17 protein-coding genes and 1 tRNA gene are annotated in these 24,676 nt (G+C 44.7%); 11 read left to right on the forward strand and 7 right to left on the reverse strand.

From position 1 onward, the window contains the following. On the forward strand, nucleotides 1-502 hold a 502-nt coding region (locus tag ACESTD_RS08520), incomplete at its 5' end, for a hypothetical protein (protein WP_373170050.1). A 385-nt stretch (nucleotides 503-887) separates the two neighbouring features. Here the strand turns inward: ACESTD_RS08520 and ACESTD_RS08525 are convergent. Then, on the reverse strand, nucleotides 888-2,603 hold the full coding sequence (locus ACESTD_RS08525) for a DUF6377 domain-containing protein (RefSeq protein WP_005824747.1): 1,716 nt from the start codon (nucleotides 2,601-2,603) through the stop codon (nucleotides 888-890). 371 nt (nucleotides 2,604-2,974) lie between these two features. On the opposite strand from ACESTD_RS08525, the gene ACESTD_RS08530 reads away from it, so the two are divergent. The 4 genes from ACESTD_RS08530 to ACESTD_RS08545 are packed head-to-tail and all read left to right on the forward strand — an operon-like array spanning nucleotide 2,975 to nucleotide 10,406. Further along, a complete protein-coding gene (locus ACESTD_RS08530) occupies nucleotides 2,975-5,959 on the forward strand; it encodes a SusC/RagA family TonB-linked outer membrane protein (RefSeq protein WP_373158800.1) in 2,985 nt (994 codons plus the stop codon). An 18-nt stretch (nucleotides 5,960-5,977) separates the two neighbouring features. Further along, on the forward strand, nucleotides 5,978-7,504 hold the full coding sequence (locus tag ACESTD_RS08535; protein ID WP_005834883.1) for a RagB/SusD family nutrient uptake outer membrane protein: 1,527 nt from the start codon (nucleotides 5,978-5,980) through the stop codon (nucleotides 7,502-7,504). Between the two features lie 31 nt (nucleotides 7,505-7,535). After that, complete coding sequence (locus tag ACESTD_RS08540; protein WP_117959274.1) at nucleotides 7,536-9,047, forward strand: glycoside hydrolase family 30 beta sandwich domain-containing protein; 1,512 nt, start codon at nucleotides 7,536-7,538, stop codon at nucleotides 9,045-9,047. Nucleotides 9,048-9,074: 27 nt separating this feature from the next. After that, nucleotides 9,075-10,406: a DUF5125 domain-containing protein gene (locus ACESTD_RS08545; RefSeq protein ID WP_373158801.1), complete on the forward strand. Its 1,332-nt coding sequence runs from the start codon at nucleotides 9,075-9,077 to the stop codon at nucleotides 10,404-10,406. Between the two features lie 93 nt (nucleotides 10,407-10,499). On the opposite strand, the gene ACESTD_RS08550 is transcribed toward ACESTD_RS08545, so the two are convergent. Together ACESTD_RS08550 and ACESTD_RS08555 are read right to left on the reverse strand one after the other, a co-directional pair. Next, nucleotides 10,500-10,844 (reverse strand): hypothetical protein, encoded by a 345-nt coding sequence (locus tag ACESTD_RS08550; protein ID WP_057254345.1) that lies wholly within the window; start codon nucleotides 10,842-10,844, stop codon nucleotides 10,500-10,502. Further along, on the reverse strand, nucleotides 10,841-11,149 hold the full coding sequence (locus tag ACESTD_RS08555; RefSeq protein WP_373158802.1) for a septum formation initiator family protein: 309 nt from the start codon (nucleotides 11,147-11,149) through the stop codon (nucleotides 10,841-10,843). Before ACESTD_RS08555 ends, ACESTD_RS08550 begins: the two co-directional genes overlap by 4 nt. Before the next feature lie 142 nt (nucleotides 11,150-11,291). Here ACESTD_RS08555 and ACESTD_RS08560 point away from each other — a divergent pair, with 142 nt between their 5' ends. From ACESTD_RS08560 to ACESTD_RS08575, 4 genes are all read left to right on the forward strand, one after another. Beyond that, nucleotides 11,292-13,106 (forward strand): DNA polymerase III subunit gamma/tau, encoded by a 1,815-nt coding sequence (locus ACESTD_RS08560; protein ID WP_008662950.1) that lies wholly within the window; start codon nucleotides 11,292-11,294, stop codon nucleotides 13,104-13,106. A 143-nt stretch (nucleotides 13,107-13,249) separates the two neighbouring features. After that, complete coding sequence (locus ACESTD_RS08565; RefSeq protein WP_005824733.1) at nucleotides 13,250-15,121, forward strand: sensor histidine kinase; 1,872 nt, start codon at nucleotides 13,250-13,252, stop codon at nucleotides 15,119-15,121. Beyond that, the gene (locus ACESTD_RS08570; protein WP_005834874.1) at nucleotides 15,118-17,079 is read left to right on the forward strand and encodes a HAMP domain-containing sensor histidine kinase; all 1,962 of its coding nucleotides are present in this window, start codon (nucleotides 15,118-15,120) and stop codon (nucleotides 17,077-17,079) included. The genes ACESTD_RS08565 and ACESTD_RS08570 overlap by 4 nt, the downstream gene beginning before the upstream one ends. Nucleotides 17,080-17,315: 236 nt before the next feature. Continuing rightward, nucleotides 17,316-17,486, forward strand: a complete 171-nt coding sequence (locus ACESTD_RS08575; RefSeq protein WP_005834872.1) for a DUF362 domain-containing protein — start codon at nucleotides 17,316-17,318, stop codon at nucleotides 17,484-17,486. A gap of 405 nt (nucleotides 17,487-17,891) precedes the next feature. Here the strand turns inward: ACESTD_RS08575 and ACESTD_RS08580 are convergent, their stop codons facing one another. From ACESTD_RS08580 to ACESTD_RS08595, 4 genes are all read right to left on the reverse strand, one after another. Continuing rightward, nucleotides 17,892-19,085, reverse strand: a complete 1,194-nt coding sequence (locus ACESTD_RS08580) for a pyridoxal phosphate-dependent aminotransferase (RefSeq protein WP_005834870.1) — start codon at nucleotides 19,083-19,085, stop codon at nucleotides 17,892-17,894. A gap of 81 nt (nucleotides 19,086-19,166) precedes the next feature. After that, on the reverse strand, nucleotides 19,167-20,381 hold the full coding sequence (locus ACESTD_RS08585; RefSeq protein ID WP_005824728.1) for a bifunctional 3,4-dihydroxy-2-butanone-4-phosphate synthase/GTP cyclohydrolase II: 1,215 nt from the start codon (nucleotides 20,379-20,381) through the stop codon (nucleotides 19,167-19,169). Nucleotides 20,382-20,395: 14 nt separating this feature from the next. After that, a complete protein-coding gene (locus ACESTD_RS08590) occupies nucleotides 20,396-22,297 on the reverse strand; it encodes an LptF/LptG family permease (RefSeq protein ID WP_005824727.1) in 1,902 nt (633 codons plus the stop codon). A gap of 77 nt (nucleotides 22,298-22,374) precedes the next feature. Further along, nucleotides 22,375-22,761, reverse strand: coding sequence for an START-like domain-containing protein (locus tag ACESTD_RS08595; protein WP_005824726.1), 387 nt, complete (start codon nucleotides 22,759-22,761; stop codon nucleotides 22,375-22,377). 256 nt (nucleotides 22,762-23,017) lie between these two features. Between ACESTD_RS08595 and ACESTD_RS08600 the strand changes: the two genes are divergently transcribed. Both ACESTD_RS08600 and ACESTD_RS08605 read left to right on the forward strand, forming a co-directional pair. After that, nucleotides 23,018-23,091 (forward strand) — tRNA-Met (locus ACESTD_RS08600). 189 nt (nucleotides 23,092-23,280) lie between these two features. After that, entirely contained in the window at nucleotides 23,281-24,615 is a 1,335-nt protein-coding gene (locus tag ACESTD_RS08605) for a TolC family protein (protein WP_005824723.1), read from the forward strand. The last annotated feature ends 61 nt before the right edge of the window (nucleotides 24,616-24,676 follow it).

Below are 24,676 nucleotides of genomic sequence, written 5' to 3' on the forward strand. Positions count from 1 at the left end.
CTTTTCAGAAAGCGGATGCAAAGGTAAGAACTTTAAAGCATATCTTCCAAATATTTTCGGAAGTTTTTTTTATTTTTCTCTTTTCTCTTTCCTCGTCGTCTCTCTTGTCGAAAGGGAGGCAAAAAGAAAAAGGAAGAAAAACCCCGGTCACCGTTTCTTGAAAGAAGAATGTCAACTCGCGCTGCTTTCGTTTTCAAAAGCGGGTGCAAAGGTAAGAACTTTAAAGCATAACTTCCAAATGTTTCGGAAGTTTTTTTTCACTTTTCTTTTCCAAGGCCGAAGTTCCGAAAGAAACCTATGGCAAAGAAGAGAAAAATGGAAGCTTACCGCTCCGTTTTACTGTCAGAATGTCAAAACATCGCCGCCTTCGTTCCCGAAAGCGGATGCAAAAGTAGGGCTTTTACGGACATCTGCAAAATATATACAAGCTTTTTTTGAGGGTTTACGTGAACTTTTTCATAACTCGCTGATTGATAGATATGTTTTAAAGCATGTTTTTTAAAGGGAAAGAAAGGCAGGAAGGAAGGGGACACATTATATATATACGCGCGCGCATCGGAATATACTAAGTTCACCCCTTGACATAGACCACTGAACGGCCGGCACCACGCTTGAGGAGCCCAAAGAGAACTGACAATAAACCTGCGAAAGGCTACATCCGGAAAGCCCGGATACTAAACGAGAACTACTGAACAACTTTTCTCACCACAGATATGTTTCTTTCTTACCACACCCGTGTTTCTTTCTTTCCACAGCTGTGGTAAGAAAAGAACATTGCTGTGGAAAGATTAGTTTTTAGAGAAAAACAAGGTAGTACATCGCAGTTTTTTTCCTAACTCTTAGGTGTCATCTACGCACCATACTGCGACAATCAGTAGAAGCCTTTATCAAATCCACTTCTGTGCCCTACCCAAAGAACGCACAACGGCAGCAAACTCTTCCCGAGGAATGATAGCCTTATTACGTGTTTTCAAACGATTATTATAAACGGTCTGAGGTGAATAATGCAAGAATTCGGCAATCTTCACACTATCAGTGATACCTAAACGCACCAAAGCATAAATGCGCAATTCCGTATTCAGCAGCTCACCATCTTTTAGCACAATCTGCTCGTCAGGATGGAGCAAGGCATTGAAGTCACTTACGAAATCCGGATAAATGTGCAAGAAGATAGCATCAAAGTTATGATAGAACTCTTTCAACTCATTCTGTGCCATAGAATGAGTATCGGTCAATGCTTTCACATCCTCCAACTGGTTTGCCTTAAGCTTACGATTGATATTTTTCCGATACTCATCCAGCTTACTGATATAATTGGAACAAATGGAAAAGACATAACCTATGTATTCCTCCTTCACATAGTTGGATTCACGAAGCTGATTATTGGTATCCCTCAACTGTTCATTCAAAGAAGTAAGCTGTACATTCGTTTCTGCCACTTGTCCGTGCATTTTCGAAAGCTCTTCCACATGCTTATTCAAGCGGTTGTTTGCCTCATTCAGCTGTTGGCGCGACTGCTTCAACCGCTTCATCTGCTTGTATATATATAGGAAGGCAAACAAGGATATCAAAGACAAGACACTGACCAGTACCAAATACATACGTAACCGCGCTTCTTGCCTCTGATTACGTTCCTGATAGATCTGATGAATGGTGTCCTGCACCGCAGAGATGCCCACTACCCTCACCCGGTTCCGATATGCCAAGGCATTCTGCAAGCAGTAACTCATGTAGACATAAGCATGGTCAATATCACCCAAACTAAAAAGTACCCCCGCCAGCTCTTCCAACGAAGCAATATCTTTATTGGAGATACGTACATCGGCCATAGCAGAATATATCAGGTAAGTCAGATAATTTTCCTGCTCATCGGACTCGCGATAAAAGCAGGCCAGCACGTAAGCATTCATGGCATCGCGCCGAGTGTCGAATGCAGAATTAAGAATTCCCTTCTGCAAACGTTCTTTAAAAACATACATACTGTCCGTACCTTGTACTACCTGCCCTTTATACCACAAGAACAAGGGGTCTTCAGGGGTAAGAACCATATTCAAAGAGTCCTTGTAAACACGCTCCAACTGTGCATAATGTTCATGCAAAGTACCCATTTCACTACCGGTATACTGATTGAAATGCGAATACAGATACAACATTTGTCCGTAATAGTCCACTAACAATTCTTTGGGGAGCGAACCGCCCGAGACTCCGTCCAACTCATCCTGGGCTTCTTTCAACAGACCGGTGGCAGCCAACAGAAAAGACTTTTTTATCTTCCACTCCATCTGCCGGTATTTATCATTCTGCTTATAAACTATGTCCAAATTGCCTGCCACATAATTCATTGCAGAATCGGCATTATAGACACAATACTCATCATAAAGATTTTTATTCAGCCAATATCTCTCCTCCAAAGTACGCACATCCTTTCGCAACTTGTGCAACTGGGCAATCTTCGCCTCTTTAAGCATAGCAAACGTGTTTTTTTGCGCAATCAGAGAATCAAGACGCACCAGCAGTTCTTTTATCTTTTCACTGTAAGGTGCCGCATTCAGAAAGGTACACCCCATCAGCAAAAATAGTAAAGCTATGATTTTTCTTTTCATTTCTATTATCTATATAAGGCTGAGAGCACAAAGATAAATTAATCTATCTAAACATAAACTACCTCCACCCTAAAAAGTACATGAAATTTAAGAGATATTTCGACCGCTCAAAGCGACAAAACAGTATATACAGACCTCCTTCCATAGTGGCCGACCTTTACTTTACACAGTAATCAGCAAGAATACAACTTATTATATATCTGATATTTACATTTCACACAGACTTACTTCTCCATATTACCTGCCTATCGGACGAATAGGGTTGTCCGCTATCTTTGCAGCACAGAAAGAAAAGTGTACTATGGAAAACCACCAATCTCTATTAGGACATACTTTTCTAATAATAAATTAAATCTTTCAATTAAAGTACTATGAGAATGATTACAAGAAATCTTCTTACGCGGAGTTACAAGATCCTTTTGACATTACTCGTACTGCTAATGTCAACAAATGCATTTGCCCAACGATTGACAGCTACGGGTAAAGTAACAGATGCTGCAGGCCTGGAGGTCATTGGCGCATCCGTATTGGAAAAGGGTACCGCCAACGGTGTTGTTACCAATCTGGACGGGGAGTTTTCCCTGAGTGTAGGACAGAATGCCACACTGGTAATATCCTTCATCGGCTACAAAACGATAGAGGTAAAAGCAACCACCAACATGAATATCACATTGCAGGAAGATAACGAACTGCTGGACGAAGTGGTAGTTATCGGTTATGGAAGTGTGAAGCGTAAAGACGTAACCACAGCCGTATCCACGGTTTCTACAAAGGATTTGGACCAACGCCCCATTGTATCGGCAGCCCAAGCCCTGCAAGGCAAAGCAGCCGGCGTGTCGGTTATGCAACCCAGCGGTGAACCGGGCGGAGGCATGAGCATCCGCGTACGTGGTACCACCTCATTCAACGGCAGCAACGACCCGCTCTACGTAGTGGACGGTGTGCCCGTGGACAACATCAACTTTCTCTCTCCCAACGACATTGAAAGTCTCTCTATCCTAAAGGATGCCTCATCGGCAGCCATCTATGGTTCGCGTGCAGCCAACGGTGTGGTACTGATTACGACCAAAGCCGGAGCAGAAGGCAATGCCAAAGTGGCACTGAACGTACAATATGGTATGACGAAAGTAGCCAAGAGCATGGATGCCCTGAATACAGAACAATACCGTGAGTTACAGGAAGAAATCGGGGCTGTCAACCCCGCTGCCCTTGAAGGTCTAACAGACCAGACAGACTGGTTTGATGAAGTTTACAAAACCGGACAGACCCAAAACTACCAGGTGTCCGTATCTAACGGAAACGAAAAGATGAAATACTTCCTCTCTGCCGGTTATCTGAATGAAAAAGGCATTTTGGAAGGCACGTACTTCAAACGATATAGCTTCCGTGCCAACATTGACAACCAGATACGCAGTTGGCTGAACGTAAGTGCCAATATCTCCTACTCCGACAATATCGGAAACACCGGCATCATTTCCGGTACGGGTGCCAACCGTGGCGGTGTAGTCCTCTCGGTTATCAACACACCGACCTATGCTCCTATTTGGGACCCTGAAAAGCCGAATCAATACAATAAGAACTTCTACGGGGTAAATATCATGAACCCGATGGAAAACCTGGCCCGCCAGAAAAACAACAAGAACAAGGAGAACCGCCTCATCGCATCCGGAGCCGCTACCATCAGCTTTCTGCCCAACCTGAAGTTGAAATCATCCGTAGCCCTGGACCGCCGTAACGGTGTAAGCACCACATTCCTCGATCCAATATCGACCACCGACGGACGCAACAGCTTCGGTACAGCTTCCGACAACCGAAACATGAATACCGTATTGGTTTTCGACAATATATTGACTTACAACACCAACATCAAGAAACATGGTATCGACGTCATGGCAGGTTCTTCCTATACCAAATCGGACTATACCAACAGCTGGATAAACGGCTCACACTTCCGGGACGATAAGATACAGACTCTGAATGCCGCCAATAAAATTTCATGGGACGGTACCGGAACAGGAGCTTCACAGTGGGCTATCTCTTCCTATTTCGCCCGCGTGTCCTACAATTATGACAGCAAGTACATGCTTACCATGAACATGCGTGCCGACGGTTCGTCCAAACTGCATCCCGACCATCGTTGGGGCATTTTCCCGTCCTTCTCGGCTGCCTGGCGCATTTCATCGGAAAAATTCATGAAAGACATCACTTGGATTGATGACCTGAAACTCCGTGGCGGCTGGGGACAGACCGGTAACCAAAGCGGCATAGGCGATTACTCGTATCTGCAACGCTACAACATCAACCGCATACCGTGGTTCGAAGAGGGCAACGACCATGCTGTTCCCGGCATCAGCCAGGCCAACCTGAGAACAAGTGACCTGAAATGGGAAACCACCAGCCAGACCAACATCGGCCTTGACCTGACCGTACTGAACAACAGACTGACCTTCAGCATGGACTACTATTACAAGAAAACCACAGACATGTTGATGAACGTAAGTCTGCCTGCGGGTGCGGCAGCAACCACCAGCATCACCCGTAACGAAGGCGAGATGACCAACAAGGGATTCGAGTTCGCCATCAACTCCCACAACCTGACCGGCGAGTTTTCCTGGGATACAGACTTCAACATTTCTTTCAATAAGAACAAGCTGACCAAGCTGTCATTGCAGAAAATCTATACCGCAGCAAGCAGTGCCGAGGTGGTGAAAGAGAATATCGTACGCAATGAGCCCGGACGTCCTTTGGGTGGTTTCTACGGTTACATCAGCGACGGCGTAGACCCTGAAACCGGTAACCTGATCTATCGCGACCTTAACGAAGACGGCAAGATTTCCACTTCCGACCGTACCTATATCGGCGACCCGAACCCCGACTTCATCTACGGATTGACAAACACCTTTACATGGAAAGACCTCAGCCTGAGCATCTTCATCCAGGGAAGCTACGGAAACGACATCTTCAATGTGTCCCGTATGGAAACCGAAGGCATGTACGACGGCAAAAACCAGTCAACGGAAGTATTGAAACGCTGGAGAATCCCCGGACAGATTACGAATGTCCCGAAAGCCAACTTCAACATCAAGAACTCCACTTATTTTGTAGAAGACGGCAGCTACCTGCGTGTCAAAGACATTTCACTCTCTTACAACATCCGTTGCCGCCAGTTCAAGAAATGGGGTATCAGCCGCGTACAGCCTTACTTTACCGCCAGCAACTTGCTGACCTGGACCAGCTATTCAGGTATGGACCCCGAAGTGAACCAATATGGCAACAGCGGTTCTGTACAGGGCATCGACTATGGAACTTACCCGCAGAGCAAATCATTCGTTTTCGGTATCAATGTTGAATTCTAAAAAAGGAAGAAATAACTTATGAAACTAAACCATATATATAAAAGTATAGCTTGCGGTGTATTGTTGGCAATGACCGCAACCTCATGTGACTTGGACTATAATCCGGTAGACACCTACTCGGATGTAACGGAAGGAGTGAACAAAACTGATGAAAAGCCTATTTTCAACAGTGTGCAAGACGTGGAAACTTCAATGGTAACCCTTCACAAAAAATTTCGTGACCGGCAGGAGCACTGGTATGTCGACAAACTGCTTATCGGTGACGCTCATTCCGATAATGCCTACGCCGGAACAACGGGGGCCGAAGTGGTGCCTTACGAAACCAACTCCATTGAAGGCTCTAATTCTGTACTAAAACGTGACTGGGACCGTTTCTTAGGCGACATTGCCGTTGCCAACCGCATCATCGTGGGCTGTGACCAGCTCAAGGCACTCAGTGAAAGTGAACGCGGCAAGTATCAGTCACAAGCCAAGATATTCCGTGCCATGGTCATGTTCGATATGGTACGCTTATGGGGTAACTTCCCGGTCATCACTACCGTGGGCGGTGACATTACCGAAGACAACGTAGAAGAAATGTACCCGACCTATTTTCCTCCACAGAATACGGCTGAAGAGGCTTACGCCCAAATAGAGAAAGACCTGACTGAAGCAGTGGAAAACCCCAACACACCGACAAACGACACATCAGACAAGAGCATACTTACCAAATCGGTGGCACGTGCCATGCTTGCCAAGGTCTATGCAGAAAAACCTCTGCGCGATTATGCAAAGGTTATCAAATATGCCGATGAACTTGCTGCCGACGGCTTCGACCTCGTGGAAGACTTCAGCGACCTTTGGGCGTATGATACGGAAAAAAAAGACTGCCGGGTACGCAATACCAAGGAGGCAATTCTCGAAGCCCACTTTCCTCCCGGCTCCGGCAACTGGTGTACTTGGATGTTCGGCCGTAACTTGAGCAACTGGGATGAAAGTTTCACCTGGGCCAAATGGATTACCCCTTCTCGTGACCTTATCCGCCTCTATGAAGAGCAAGGAGACACGAAACGTTACAATGAATCTGTTGTATGGTATGACTGCGGATGGAGCAACTATTATCCGGCAGACCATTATGCCTTCATGTACAAATGCCGCTCTGCGTTCAACAGCATTATCTATCTGCGATATGCCGATATCCTGCTCCTCAAAGCCGAAGCAAAAATTATGGGAGAGGCTCCCGACCTGAACGGTGCAGCCGACATCATCGACCGCATCCGCAACCGCGCCGGACTGGGCAAACTTCCACAAAGCACCCGCAGCAGTAAAGAAGCATTGCTCCAAGCTTATATGGACGAACGCCGCATGGAGCTTGCCTTTGAAGGACAGCGCTGGTACGACCTTTGCCGCCTCAATAAGGTAGAAGAAGTGATGAACGCCGTTTACGCCAAAGACAGCGGCCGCCATGCACAAGAAAATCTGTTCAATGAGAACTCCTATCTGCTGGCTATTCCCCAAGGAGCCATCGACCAGAACGAAAATCTGATACAGAACCCGGGCTATTAATACTAATGAGTAATATAAAAATCAATTGAATATGAATTTAAGAAATATATTCACTACCGCATTAGGCTGCTTCACCATACTGGCAGCCTGCGGCAATGACAATGACAGTAACATCACCCCTACACCGGAACCCAAGCCAGACCAACCCACGGAAGAGGCAAAGGATGTTACCCTCTATGTAACGAACACCAGTCGTACTTATGATTTGACAAAGTCCGGGCTGGCCTTCGGCACCGGAAGCAACATGTCACCTTCTACCGTGACACTCAACCCTGCCACCCGCTATCAGGAAATGGACGGTTTCGGTGCAGCCATCACCGGCTCTACCGGTTACAACCTGATGCAGATGACACAAGAGAACCGCACGAAGTTTCTGACTGAAACATTCTCGGACAAAGAAGGCTATGGCTTCAGCTATGTACGTATTGCCATCGGTTGTTCCGACTTCTCATTCAGTGAATTCACTTGCTGTGACGAAAAGGGGCTTGAGCACTTTGCCCTTCCGATGGAAGACACCAAATATGTGATTCCTATATTGAAGGAAATTCTGGCAATCAATCCTGCCGTCAAAATAATTGCCGCTCCCTGGACATGTCCGAAGTGGATGAAAGTGAAAAGCCTGGAGGAACGTGTACCCTTTGACTCATGGACCAGCGGACACTTGAACCCCGAATATTACAGAACGTATGGCGACTATTTCGTAAAATGGATACAAGCTTTCGAAAAGGAAGGCATCAAAATCCACGCTGTGACTCCGCAGAACGAACCGCTGAACCACGGTAACTCAGCATCCTTGTTCATGGGATGGGAAGAAGCCCGTGACTTCATCAAGACCGGCCTGGGCCCTGCCTTCAAAGAAGCCGGAGTTACTACAAAGATTTATGTTTTCGACCATAACTATAACTACGACAATCTGGCCGATCAAAAAAGTTACCCCACCAAGATTTATGATGATGCGGAAGCCTCACAGTACATTGCAGGTGCTGCCTACCACAATTATGGCGGCAACCGTTCCGAACTGCTGAACATCCATAAGCTTTACCCCAACAAGGAATTGCTTTTCACAGAAACGTCTATCGGCACCTGGAACTCCGGCCGCGATTTAGAAGCACGTCTGCTTAACGATATGGAAGAAATAGCATTGGGGACAGCCAACAACTGGTGCCGCGGTGCCATTGTGTGGAATCTGATGTTAGACAGTGACCTGGGACCGGTAAGCCCCTCAGATGGTTCTTGCAAGACCTGCTACGGTGCAGTGGATATTGACAATACAAACTATTCTAAAATTGTCCGTAATTCCCATTATTACCTTATCGGGCACATGTCTTCAGTCGTGAAACCGGGAGCTGTACGTATCGGAACGACCGGTTACACAGCCAACGGAATCACCTACTCCGCCTTCGAGAATACGGACGGTACCTATGCATTCGTATTGGCAAACAACAATGCAGATGCCAAGCGAATCACCGTAAGCGACGGCACACACTACTTTTCCTACGAAGTTCCGGCCAAAGCAGTCGTTTCTTACCGTTGGAAAAAATAAAACTAATAATTTAAACAGAAGATTATAATGAAAAGCTTAAAATACTATCTAATGGCATTGGCAGGCATAGCCATGCTGAATGCTTGCAGCGATGACGATCCGGTTCCCGGCAACCCGACAATGGACTTTCAGGCAGAACCTTCTTCAGCCTTGTTCGGAGACAGTCTGCCTTTTACAATCAAGGCATCGGACGCAGATGTACCCCTTTCCACGTTAAAAGCGCGGTTATACTTCAGCGACGAAATGGTGTCAGAGACTATAATCCGTACAAAAGTAAACGGTCAAGACTATACCGGGAAAATATATGTTCCCTATCTGGCAAATATTCCCAACGGAACAGCTACATTGAAGTTCATTCTGCAGAACATCAATTTCACAATTACAGAAAAAAGCTATGACGTGGCGCTGAGTCGTCCGGACTTCCCCTACCTAACTCTGATTTCCGGAGACCAAGAATACCGCATGGAAAAAGTCGCAGCCAATCAGTATAGCGTGACCGGTGAATTTGCACAAAAAGTGAAAGGTTACATCAAAGCTCCTAAAGTAGGCGCCAACGGGAATGAAATCAACTTCGGATGGAGCAACGGTGCCATTACACAAGGTACCTCCAGTGAAATTACCTTCTCCAATCTGTCAGCTGGAGAATATTCCATCTCCTTCAATACGTTGACTTATGCAGCCGCTCCTTTCGTGAAACTACTGCTGAACGGTTCTGAAATGGAGATGGTGGATGATGACCATTACAGCATCGACCTCAATCTGAAGCAAGGGGACAACATCACTGCAGACATTCCCAACTTCGACCAATATTGGATAGACCCCGACTTCTTCGAAAAGAATGAAGACGGTTCGCTGAAGTTCCTGCCCATCGATGGAACTTATCGCGTCATTGCCAACCTGGCCCTGAATTATCTGGAAGTATTGAAAATGAACGGAACAAGCACCGCCACTCTGAACGATGACGGAACCGGCGCCCTTTGGATTATCGGTGACGGTATCGGTAAACCTTCCGTAGCGACCAATGCCGTAGGTTGGACTACAGAAAAAGGTCTCTGCATGTCACAGATTGAAGCGAAGAAGTATCAGGTAACAGTAGTAGCGGGAGAGCAAATCAAATCTGATGACATCAACTTCAAGTTCTTCCACCAGCAAGGTTGGGGAGGTGAATATAAAAACGATGCCTTGTCTACCACCAGTGACTTAGTATTTATAGTTGACGGTACCAACGGACGTGATGCCGGCAACTTGGGCCTCGTAGAAGGCAAAAGCCTGGAAAACGGTGTCGCTTACCGGTTCACAGTTGACGTAACGGCAGGTGTCTCTTCGGCAGTTCTGACAGTAGAAAAGGTAGAAAGATAGACGGATAACGCAGAAGATTAACTAAATGAGAAAGGGGCTGGCTCTATAAAAGAGTTCAGCCCCTCTTGTTTATGCAGAATATATGTTCCGGATTTAGCTTAAACCTTCTTTCGCCTCTTCTTGTGGAATACGTATCGAAGTGTAAAGCTCAAGAATGGCGGCTATCATCAGAGACACAATCCATTCATTGCCCCTTGTAAAGAGCATGAATGCCCCCGTAAGCACCAGCAAAAGCGCACCGAATATTTGCTGTCGGCGCAGGCGTTTGACAGTGGGACTTTTACATTTGGACGGAGAATTAATTTGGGCCAAAGCAACCATCGTAGCGCCGATAGTATATATATAAGGTGAAAGAGGCCAGCCCGTGATATAAACGGCAGCTCCTGCCAAGAGCATCACGGCCCCTACTGCGAAAAGGGCGGGTATCAGTTGTTTCATTCTTCTATATCTTCTTCAAATACATAAATATCCTCATTGGTCTTTTTCATCAGATACTTCTCACGGGCAATCCGTTCGATGGCACCGGAGTCGACGGCAAGCTCATTGAGCCGTTCGGTATTCTCCTCGTATTCCTTGCGGTACTTTTCTATTTCATCGCGCAGACGGCTTTCTTCCCGGGCGTAACCCAAACGGCGTACAACACTGTTCTCATCCAGGAACCCGATAATTACAGCAAACAACGCAAGCGTAATCAGATATTTATGCTTGCGGACAAAAGACCAAAGAGAAGCAAGTTTATCCATCTCGTTATCTACTATTTAGCAATTTATCATTCATGATGGAGCTTGTCCATCATATAACTTCACGTCACAAAGATAAGAGGAATAACCGAAAGATTTCTTTTTTTTGTGTACATTTGCACAAAAAGCAAAGAATATCCCAAATATGGAAAACTATATCGTATCTGCACGGAAATATCGTCCCTCGACCTTTGAGTCCGTAGTAGGCCAACGTGCACTGACCACTACCTTGAAGAATGCCATTGCCACCGGAAAACTGGCGCATGCCTATCTTTTTTGCGGTCCAAGAGGCGTGGGAAAAACAACTTGTGCCCGTATCTTTGCTAAAACAATCAATTGCATGAGCCCCACAGCAGACGGTGAAGCATGTAACCAGTGTGAATCCTGTACTTCCTTCAATGAGCAGCGCTCCTACAATATCCATGAGCTGGATGCCGCCTCAAACAACTCTGTGGATGACATCCGCCAATTGGTGGAGCAGGTACGCATTCCACCTCAGATAGGCAAATACAAAGTATATATCATTGACGAGGTACATATGCTGTCCGCCTCGGCTTTCAATGCTTTCCTGAAAACACTGGAAGAGCCTCCACGCCATGCCATATTCATCCTTGCCACTACCGAGAAGCACAAGATATTGCCCACCATCCTTTCACGCTGCCAAATATATGATTTCAGCCGGATTGGTGTGGAAGATACCGTAGCACACCTCGCATATGTCGCCTCCAAAGAAGGTATCACTGCTGAACCGGAAGCGTTGAATGTCATTGCCCTCAAAGCAGACGGCGGTATGCGCGACGCACTATCCATCTTCGACCAGGTGGTAAGCTTCACCGGAGGACACATCACCTATAAGAGCGTGATTGAAAACCTCAATGTGCTGGACTATGAATACTACTTCAAACTAACCGGATTCTTTCTTGAGAACAAAATCAGTGACGCGTTGCTATTACTGAATGATGTGCTCAACAAAGGCTTCGACGGCAGCCACTTCATCACCGGACTTTCATCCCACCTGCGCGACTTGCTTGTCAGCAAAGACCCGGCGACACTGCCGTTGCTTGAAGTGGGCGCAAGCATCCGCGAACGTTACCAAGCACAAGCACAGCAATGCCCCCTCCCTTTTCTTTACCGTGCCATGAAGCTCTGCAACGATTGTGACCTGAACTACCGTGCCAGTAAAAACAAACGGCTACTGGTAGAGCTCACTCTGATACAAGTGGCACAACTGACCGCCGAGGAGGACGACGGTGCCAATGGGCGCAGCCCTAAACAAGCTATAAAACCCATATTCACGCAGCCTGCCGCCGCTCAGCAGCCACAGGCCACTGCTGCCATGCCCCAACAAACCGTACAGCCGGCAGTACAGACAAACAGCACTCCCCAACCTGCTGCCACGCAGCATAGTAATGCAACAACTCCACATGCCACACCTGCTGCCGTATTAATGGCGCAAGGGAGAGAAGAGAAAAAAATTCCGGTCATGAAAATGTCCGGATTAGGGGTCTCCATCAAACGCCCCCATATAGAAGAGGAACAAAGAAACCCTTCATCTAACCCTACTGCCGCCCACCAAGCAGCACAACCGGAAGAAGACTACATCTTCAATGAAAGGGATTTGAACTATTACTGGCAGGAGTATGCCGGACGTATGCCCAAGGAGCAAGTAGCCATTGCCAAGCGCATGCAGAACATGCGCATCACTTTAATAAATGACACAACTTTTGAGGCTGTGGTAGACAATGAAATCGTTGCCAAGGAATTTACCGGCATGATACCCACTCTGCAAAATTACCTACGTACCCGGCTAAAGAACCGCAAAGTCACCATGACTGTCCGGATTAGTGCTCCTACTGAAAAGGTACGTGCCTATGGACGCGTTGAAAAATTCCAAATGATGGCACAAAAGAACAGTGCACTATTACAACTAAAAGAAGAGTTTGGTTTGGAACTCTATTAATCCCTTCCAATCGCCTGCATAAAGTTGCTAACAAATTGAGTATAAAGGATAAAAAAAGCATCTATTTAATTTTTTATTTATTCATTTATATTTATTTTTGCCAATAATAAACAAAAGAGGCAAACAAACATTTGAGAACAAAAATGATTATATGGATGCTATTGGGGCAGATACTGTATACTTCTGTCTTATCAGCACATACAATAGCCAATCAAGAAAAGCAGAGTATTCTGCAATCATTGGTCAAAAGACAAGTTCTCTATGATGACTCCATATCCATAGACAGTGTCATTGCGTGGAGCGAGCAACTTCTTCCCACCCAACAATCAAATGAAGATAGAACAACGTATTTTCTATTACAACTTCAATTGGCCAATGCCTATACATTGCGCGGCGATATCAGCTTAGCGACGAACCGGGCACAACTTATGTACGAAGAAGCTAAAGCAACAGACTACCAATTTGGTATGGTAGTGGCCAACCAAGCCATCGGAGACGCCTATAATACAATAGCCAACATGGGGGATAAAGCCCTGGAATCATACCAGGATGCTTTGACTGAACTATCCAACATTTCAGACCAGCATCCATATAGGGCACAGCTTCTTTTAAAAATGTCCAACGTTCTGCAACGGAAAGGACGTCTGGAAGAAGCGGAAAAAATCCTGGAAGAGCTGGAGAAAATATTATATCAGGAGCCTGACTACCCGACAGACTTCTTTTTCTGCATCGAAAAGACGAATTTTGCCATTTCCCATGGACACCTCTCACAAGACTATCTTGATGAAGCAAACATCTGGCTCCACAAAATGGACTCCATTTACCAACTGCACCCAGAGAAGTTCTATCGGTTTCACTTGGATTATACCACTGCCGCCTACTATAGAGCCATGGGAAATTGGGACAAACAATACTGGAAACAAGCTCTGGACATCTACTCCAAATTGCAAGCAGAATACTCCGGTAATAAGCGCTCCACGTATTACCGCTGGACTTCGCTGGAAAAAATCTATCTCTGTAAAATACAAGGCATGGCCATGGAAGCCTGCCGAATCTACCAGGAATTGTATCCTCCTATAGATACACTCGCTTCACAAAGCTATATCCGGCAAATCAATACGATAAAGGCAAAATACCAGGTAGATAAGGCAGAGACGGCCAGCAATAACGAATACAATAAAATCATAACCAGCATATTGGTAGGAACGATGGCATTAGTAACGTTATTTGTTCTACTTGCCATCCTACTCAAAAGGCAACGGGAAAAGGTGAAACTCTCCACCCAAAAACTGGCAACATCACGGATAAATGCCGAAAATGCCATGCGTGCAAAAAGCGTGTTCCTCTCGAACATGAGCCATGAAATCCGTACCCCACTCAATGCATTATCGGGCTTTTCATCCCTATTGACGGAAGAGGGACTGGACGATGAGACACGCCGTCAGTGCAATGAAGTTATCCAACAGAACTCAGAACTATTGCTGAAGCTTATTAACGACGTGATAGATCTATCGAGTCTTGAATTCGGCAAACTGCAATTCTGTATTGCACAACATGATGCCGTAAGCATCTGCAGAAACGTGATAGATACCGTGAACAAAGTGAAACAGACACAAGCTGAACTTACATTCACCACCGAGCTGGAAGAAATGCCCATCGAGACTGACGACTCACGCCTGCAGCAAGTCCTGATTAACCTACTGATAAATGCTACCAAATTTACCCCACAAGGCAGCATTGTCCTAAAGCTGGAAAAAGAAACGGACGACACCGTACTATTCACCGTAACAGATACCGGTTGCGGCATTCCCAAAGACAAGCAAGCCAACATTTTCCAACGTTTTGAAAAGCTGAATGAGAATGCTCAAGGCAGTGGGTTGGGGCTCTCCATATGCCAACTTATCATAGAGCATATCGGCGGACAAATATGGATTGATTCAGAGTATGCCGAAGGCTCACGCTTCTGCTTCACCCACCCCATAAGCCAGACAGGCAGAAAGGAGAATAAGAAATGAAACAGATATTTACATTGCTCATTGCCTTATGCTGGCTGTTACCGTCCGCACACGCAGATGTGCGACGGACAGAAGCCAAGGATAGCCTGCTACGTATATATCTTGCCTCCCCAGCCGATACCACCAGATTGGAAACCCTATATCAGATAGCACTGCTTGACCAACTGTCACCGACATTCATCTATTACGAGAACAAATTACTGGAAGAGGCCATCGCCCAGAAAAATATACTTTACCAGAGTGCGGCCATATATGCGCACATTATTTATTACTACAACCTACTGGACCAAAAACATGCAGAACAATGGCTGAAGAGGCTCGAACAGTTGTCTGAAGAGCACAACTACTACCGTCATTACTTCAGAGGCAAAAAGATGATGATAGAATTCTATGTCATCAGCCAGAAGATTGAATTAGCCCTCAAACAAGCACAAGACATGTACGACAAGGCTCAAAGTCTTGGCAACCATGACGGTATGCGCGAAGCATGCCTATGCCTGATGACTGGATATTTCAATACCTTACGTTACAAAGAAGGAATCACCTACCTAAACAAGGCTTTTGAACTGACAAGTCCGGATTCCTCCCTTGCCACTCAGATTGATTTATTGACAAAAGCGGTACTGGCTTACTCATATCTGCATGACAATGACAACATGTTCCGGTATCTGGAGGAACTCAACAATGCAAAAAACAGATTGCAGGAAGAAGGCACCACCGTACTGACAAACGGCTATACCAATTTGTATCTGCTCATAGATTTACAATACGCCCTTTACTATACCCGCCTTCAACGTCCTGCGGAAGCATGGGAATATTTGCAGAAAGCAGAGCGGCATCTCAGTACATCTTCATTTCTTCCTTATCGGTTGATACGTTTGGCAGCATATGCCGAATATTACCAACTGACAAAAGAATACGACAAAGCTTTGGTTTATTTAGAAGACGCCATTGAACTTGTAACCCCTATTTCACTGGATGATGCCATGATTTATGGACTTCAGAAAGCGGATATATTAGTAAAGATGGGGTTTCCGGACGACGCACTTCCTGTCTATAAACAAATAACCAAGGCAAAAGATTCGTTATATACAGTATTCTCCACCTCACAGATAGAACAGATACAAAGCCTATATAATATGGACCAACTGCTTTTCCAAAAAGAACAGCGGCAAGCCACTTTTCACCGTATCTGTCTCGTTACCTCCATCATCATCATTATAGCCTTGTTACTTTTCAACCTACATATGTATAGAAGCAGGAAGCGGCTGCAACAAGATGAGAAGGAAATGCGTAAATTGGCAATTATTGCCGAAGAAGCCAACGAAATAAAAAGCCGTTTCCTTGCCAATATGAGTTATAATATCCGTATCCCACTGAACAATGTAGTCGGTTTCTCCCAACTGCTTTCCACCGACAACGAGCTGGATGAAGAAGAGCGAAAAGAGTATTCCTGTATTATCCAAGCCAATTCGGGTGAGCTTATCCAACTGGTAAACGACGTATTGGACCTCTCACGCCTGGAAGCGAATATGATGAAATTTCAATTGCAGGATTGTAATGTAAAAGAATGGTGCAACGAACTAGATTGTCTAATACAAATGCGCAGTGAAGGCCGTATCCTCCTGGAACTACAAGTGGAGGTAGGAGATGTACGTATCCATACCGACGTCAACCGCCTTACACAAATAGTGACAAGTATGCTGCTTTATCCGAACGACTGCAAAGAAACACGCAAAGTCAGCATGTTCTTGGTCAACCATCCGGACAAACACATCATCGCATGCCGGATAGAGAACAGTCCTATAGCCGATTCCAGGTTTGCCTCTCAAAAAGTATCAGTGCAACAGAAAATCAACCAGTTGTTCTTTGAACATTTCAAAGGTACCTATCAAACCGAGAATGTCGAAGAAGGAGAAATCGCAGTGATTACTTTTACCTATCCGACTCTTTCTTAAAAGTTGAAAATCGGCTTAAGCTCCAGCTAAAGCCAATAGTATCAGAGCAATTCGTTTACGAAATTCAAAAACGAACATTTTTCAGTCTCTGCGGTATGCTGTGTCGCTTTCTCGACTCCTTATTTAGACGACATACAAATTATACGTTTTTAATCAAGATTGATAGCAAGTAATAAAGAAAACCACTATTTTTGCCAAACGAATTAGTACTAATAATAATTTAAATCTAAAAGAAAATGGCTTACGTAATTAGTGACGATTGTATTGCTTGCGGAACTTGTATCGACGAGTGTCCGGTTGGCGCTATCTCTGAAGGTGATATCTATCATATCGACCCTGAGACTTGCACAGAGTGTGGTACTTGTGCAGATGTTTGTCCTTCTGAAGCAATTCATCCGGGAGAATAATACAATCCCAGTATCAAAAACAAAAGCGTGGGTAGATAAACTGCCTGCGCTTTTTTATATCCCCCACGTGAGATTCAGTACCTTCACCCCCCTCATTGTTATTTTCTATATACGGATAATACGTTAGTTCACAGACATGAACACTTTGTTCCATAAGTATAAAACAAAGTGTTCATATAGTAGAAAACAAAATGTTCGTATAATATAAAACAAAGTGTTTATACTGTATGGAACAGAGTGTTCGCTATAATGAAACAAAGTGTTCGTCATAACAAAACAAAGTGTTCGTCATAACAAAACAAAGTGTTCGTCATAACAAAACGAACAGTCCGCTTTGATGAAACGAACTGTTCGTGACAGCATGACAGATGTCTTGCTAAAATAAGTTTGTAGAAGAAGTTAGAATCACTTCAGATTAGCCAGTGCTTCTTTTATACGACGGATAGCTTCAACTATATTTTCATCGCTGGTTGCATAACTCATACGAATGCATTCGGGAGCTCCGAAAGAAGCACCACCTACGCAAGCCACATGAGCCACTTCCAACAGATACATGGCCAAATCATCTGAATCATTGATTTTACGTTCTCCGGCAGATTTACCGAAGAATGAATCGCATTTAGGGAACAGATAGAAAGCACCTTCCGGTACATTCACCTCGAAACCCGGAACTTCCTTGGCCAACTTTACAATCAAATCACGACGACGCTCGAAAGCCTTGCGCATTTCCTCCACCGGAACTTGTGTACCCGTATAAGCAGCCTCAGCAGCCTTCTGAGATACAGAACAAGGACCGGAAGTATACTGTCCCTGCAATTTATTGCAAGCCTTCACAAGCCATTCCGGACCTGCAATGAAACCGATACGCCAACCAGTCATTGCATATGCTTTGGAAACACCATTCACAATGACCGTACGCTCTTTCATTTCGGGGAATTGTGCTATGCTCTGATGCTTGCCGATATAGTTGATATGTTCGTAAATCTCATCGGCAATCACAACAACCTGCGGATACTTTGCCAATACTGCGGCCAGGCCTGCCAACTCCTCCTTGCTGTACACCGAACCCGTAGGGTTAGAGGGAGAGCAAAGAATCAGCGCCTTTGTCTTCGGGGTGATGGCAGCCTCCAGCTGTGCAGGTGTTATCTTAAAGTCCTGGTCGATACCGGCAGGTACGATAACCGGCGTACCCTCAGCCAACTTTACCATTTCCGGATAACTGACCCAATAGGGAGCAGGTACAATTACTTCGTCACCCGGATTTACCAATACCAGGATTGCATTGCAAACCGACTGCTTGGCACCATTGGCGCAAGAAATTTGTGCGGCGGTATATTCCAGACCGTTTTCCTTCTTCAACTTCTCTACAATTGCATTACGTAAGGCAGGATAACCCGGCACTGGAGAATAGCGAGAAAAGTTATCGTCTATCGCCTTTTTCGCAGCCTCTTTAATGTGGTCGGGAGTATTGAAGTCCGGTTCTCCCACACTCAGGTTAATTACGTCTACGCCTTGAGCCTTCAGCTCTGCGCTCTTTTGAGACATAGCCAGTGTCGCAGAAGGCGACAAACTGTTTAAACGATCTGATAATTGGTTCATTTTGTTACTATTTAATGATTGTTACGCAAATCCGGTTGCAAAATAAGCGATTTTCTTTGATATAAGAAAACAAAAAGACAGTTACTTATTGAAATGAAGTGTATGTCCCATACGTTCTTTCTTGGTACGGAGATAACGCTCGTTGTATGGATTCGGAGTAGTCTCAATAGCTACGTTCTCCGTTATTTCCAAACCGTAAGCCTCCAAGCCCACACGTTTCACGGGATTATTGGTCATCAGCCGCATTTTGTGCACTCCTATCTCACGAAGAATCTGGGCACCCACACCATAATCACGCTCGTCTGCCAGATGTCCCAGGCAAATATTAGCATCCACAGTATCCATGCCTTCTTCCTGCAATTTATATGCTTTCATTTTTTCCATCAGGCCAATGCCGCGACCTTCCTGATTCAGATATACAACTACCCCCTTACCGGCTTTCTCTATCATCTCCATTGCCTTATGCAGCTGCTCGCCACAATCACAGCGTTTGGAATTGAATATATCACCAGTGGCACAAGAAGAATGTACACGCACCAGAATCGGTTCATCCAATTCCCAAGTACCCTTGAACAAAGCTACATGTTCCAAACCGTTCGACTTCTGGCGGAAAGGAATCAAACGGAAATGACCGTGGTCTGTAGGCATATCCACTTCCACTCCTTTTTCTACAATAGACTCCTGCTTCAAACGGTAGGCAATCAAGTCACGGATAGAAATCAATTTCAAGCCAAATTCATCTGCCATTCTGCGCAATTCGGGCAAACGGGCCATTGTACCATCCTCATTCATTATTTCCATAAGGGCTCCCGCCGGATAAAGTCCAGCCAAACGTGCCATATCAATAGTAGCCTCCGTATGTCCGGCACGGCGCAACACACCTTTCTCCTGGGCATACAATGGATTAATGTGGCCAGGACGCCCGAAAGTGGCCGGAGTAGAAGCCGGATCGGCCAACGCCTGGATAGTAGCAGCGCGGTCTGCCGCAGAAACCCCGGTACTGCAACCTTCCAACTTGTCAATAGTCACCGTAAAGGGAGTACCCAATACAGAAGTATTATCCGATACCTGATGCGGCAAATCCAGTTCCTTGCAACGCGAAACTGTAATTGGAGCACAAAGTACACCACGGGCATGCTTCAACATAAAGTTTACTTTCTCCGGTGTAATCTTTTCAGCTGCAATTATCAAATCACCCTCATTCTCACGGTCCTCATCATCCACAACAATCACAAAGTTACCGGCTTTGAAGTCTTCAATGGCCTCTTCTATCGTATTCAACTTTACATTTTCCATAATCTATTTTGTTTTTATTTATTCTGATCTCTTTCTATGATTCCAATCACATCTTCATTTGTCTTGATAATCCGCTCCATATCCTTATTCAGACGGATACGGAATGCCCAGATACGGAAATAAAAGAACAAGCCTATCGGGAAAACAATACCGCAGAGCAAGTTTAACCAATAATTGCGGAACGGACGGACATGCGCATGGATGGGGATGACCGGATAGGTGTTCAGCGCTGTCAACAAAGTAACGGATCTTGTATTCGACATCTCATCTATCAGACTCTCCAAACGTTCGTTAATATCTTCCACTGCCTCATCCTGGCTATCAGTCATCCACAATTTAAAGTAATTGGGAGCACGTTTCAACCCCTTTCTATCAGCATATTCACGACAGTCTACGGACAAAGCCTTCAGCTCTTCCGGAATACGTGTATAATCAGGATCATGGATGATTACTTCCTTACGGAACAGATGGCGTACACTGCGAATACCCACAACCTTCTTGAACCAATTTATATAAGCATCAGCATTCAATACCACTGAATCATTGTTGGATTTATATGTCAAGAACGCACCCAATGGAGCCAAGACAGCAGTACTGGTCCACATACCCATCCAGACAACCCACTGTCCGTCACGGGCCATCTTATACCCCGTATTGTTGATGATGTAATAGATAATAAAAATCAATACAGAAACCACCACCGGCATTCCCAAGCCTCCTTTACGGATAATTCCTCCGAGTGGCGCACCAATAAAGAAGAAGATGAGACATGCCAGAGAAAGAGTCAGTTTCTCATGCCAGGAAGTCATGTGCCGTCGAAGGCTGCTTTCAGTCTGCGATATATTAAAGCTCTTAAAACTCCAGTCACTCCCCGCACTCTCTGCACGGCTGACGGCCGTGGATATAACCTTCTGTTTCTGCATCAGTGTAGCCACATTGTAGAGGCTGTCTACATTGTACTCACCTAAATAGGCCTTTTCAATCTTCAATGTATCCTCTTTAGACAAGCTGGCTGTCACCTTATAAGTTCCTGCCATAGCTTCTTTATAATAACCACGTCCCACACTGTCATTCTGCAATTTCATGGAATCAATATCCGCCTGCAGCATTCTCATATCCTTACTGTTGGACTGATTACTCATGATACCTGCATCCACCATATTAAAATCCGAATTGAACTCAATGATTGCATGCTTTTCGCGGAATGTCTCACGCCGGTAAGGCACATTCCTTTGGTTCATGTTCTGCGATTTCAAATTCTCAAACTGCTCACCACTGTATAAATGCAAATATAAATGCTGTTTGTCAGCCGTCATCTCCAGACGTCCCGAATCAGACTTGATAATTTGAGCATTCTCAAAACCTTTCTCAAAATTATATATCAGTACGTCATACAGCATACCAGTTTTGCGGTTCTTATGCTTCACATACAGATTATAACCATCTATTTCATCGTAGAACACACCTTCAGGAATATCCACTTCGGGAGATTTCTGCTTCATGGAAATAAGCAAAGTCCATAATTTTGTTTGGGCTTTTGGTCCTATGACATTTTGGAAATAGAAAGAGACACAACAGATGAAACAAATAAAGATAATCAGGGGCCGCATGATTTTCAATAAAGAAATACCGGCTGCCTTCATGGCAAGTAATTCAAAACGTTCTCCGAAATTTCCAAAGGTGATAAGGGCAGCCAGCAGAATAGCCAGCGGCAACGACGCAGGTACCAACGAAAGCGCAGAATAAAAGAAAAACTGTGCAAGGACAGTCATCTCCAATCCTTTTCCTACCATTTCGTCCACATACCTCCATAAAAACTGCATCATAAAGATGAAGAGGCAGATGAAGAAAGTACCCATAAAGAGCATGCAAAAGCTCTTCAAAACAAATATATCTAACTTTTTTATGCGCAGCATTTTACTCGTTTCATGCAATGAGAGCACAAAAGTAGTACAAAAAAAGGGAGTACGGGAAATTTTTAATCTAAAGTTAACTAAAAACCACAAGTTCTTCGCAAAGTATCCACTTGCGATTCCCATAATTCACGCGAATCACCCACCTCGTCTATATCGGCAAAGTCTGTTATCTCCAATACGAAATCATTGGTCAACTCATTGTTTGTCATCTTCAGTTCAAAGTATTCTCGCTCGTTCTCATCGTCCAGCCAGCGGAAGCGGATGAATGAATACGCCCGCACGGCAATAATCTCGGCATCACGTTTTTCTGTTTTTCCCCAAAAAAAGGTTACTGTTTTATCGTCTGACTGAACCCTATCAGCAAACCAGCCCTCCAAACCAGTAGGGGTACTTATCGCTGCCCAAAGAATACTTTTAGAAGTCGCATTCAAGAGATATTCCAAATGTATTTTCTTTCTTTCCATAGTCTATTCTGCTTTTTATTGCGCCAGCCAAGATAAATACTTTTTTCTAATTACAGAAAATAAATCATCAAATTTATTTATACCTCCCTTTCCATACACCCCTAATTCATTGATAATGTTATACAAAGACTTTTAATAAAAAGTACTGCAAACCACTTCAGCACCCTATCAGCAAAAGAAAAAGCAGAAAATATCCATAAAAGTTTTGGCAATTTAAATAAAAGCTATATCTTTGCACCCGCAATCGAGAAATGATGGCGGGATAGCTCAGCTGGTTAGAGCGCATGATTCATAATCATGAGGTCCCCGGTTCAATCCCGGGTCCCGCTACAAAGAAGATTTAGACTGTTAGGAGGCTTCCACTCTTGGCGGTCTTTTTTGTTTTTAATACTCGTTTTTTACTATGGTTTGTTTTCAAATTATAGTAAAAAGGAAAATATGAATACAAACAGTTGATATATGGATAGTCCTCTTGCATTTTAAGCCACTAACTTTGTGTGCAAATATCAAGTGACTATTATGAAAAGACAACTGTTCACATTTTCCTTTCTGTGTCTGCTTGCACTAGGTACAAGAGCACAAGATACCCTAACCTTGGAGGACTGCCTCAAAATAGGTATCGAAAACAATTTGTCCTTGCAAAGCAAACGGAAGGAAATACAAAAAGGAAAATACGGCATCTCTGAAAACCGGGCTAAACTGTTGCCCCAAATCAATGGTTTTGCCAACTATAACGACAACATCGATCCACCCGTATCCGTCACTGACGGCTCAGCGTACGGCAATCCCTACAATGTAACCCAAACCTTACAATACAACGCCAACTTCGGATTACAGCTGCAGATACCACTTTATAACCAAACACTCTACACCACTCTGTCCATAGCTAAAACCATGGATGAGATGAATCGCCTTTCTTATGAAAAGGCAAGAGAAGACCTCATCCTTCAAATTAGTCAAATGTACTACCTAGGACAGGTTACAGCTGAACAGATTATTTTGATAAAAGCCAACATCACTCGCCTAGAAGAGTTGAGAGATATCACTCAAGCCTTCTATGACAACGGTATGGCTATGGAAGTAGATGTGAAACGCGTCAACATCAACCTGGAGAACCTCAAGGTGCAACACGACAACGCACAAGCCATGATGGAACAGCAACTGAACCTACTGAAATACATCATCGACTATCCGGCAGAAGAAAATATAGCACTGGTACCGGTGAATACAGAAATGATTACGCCCGCAGCACTCACCGGGCTATCTGAAACACTATATGAACTACAGCTGCTGCAATCACAGAAACAACTCGCAGAGCAACAAAAAACAATAGTCAGCAACGGTTACATCCCCTCCTTGAGCTTGACGGGAAGCTGGATGTTCTCTGCCTATACGGACAAAGCTTACCATTGGTTCCATTCCGGCCCTTCCAACCATTGGTATCGCTCCTATGGAGTGGGACTCTCCTTGCGCATTCCCATTTTCGACGGACTGGACAAACGCTACAAGATGCGTAAGGCAACCATTGACATAGAGAACATCAAACTCGCTCAAGAGAATACCCGAAAAAATCTTCAGACACAATATCTGAATGCTACCAATGACCTGATGAACAGCCAGCGTAACTTTAAGAAGCAGAAGGACAATTATCTGCTTGCTGAAGATGTATATACCGTTACCATGGACCGTTATCGGGAAGGAATCGCCTCAATGACCGAAGTGTTGCAGGACGAAATGCGGATGAGCGAAGCCCAAAACAACTATATCAGTGCCCACTACAATTACCGGATAACCAATCTGACTTTGCTGAAGCTGACGGGACAGCTGGAGACGTTGAGCCCCTCAATTCATTAAAGAGGAAGATGAATAGAGCCCGTATTCAAGGACGGATGTATATATAATAATAAGTAAACAA

The sequence above is a fragment of the Bacteroides sp. AR20 genome (genome assembly GCF_964250605.1).
GTDB lineage: Bacteria > Bacteroidota > Bacteroidia > Bacteroidales > Bacteroidaceae > Bacteroides > Bacteroides uniformis.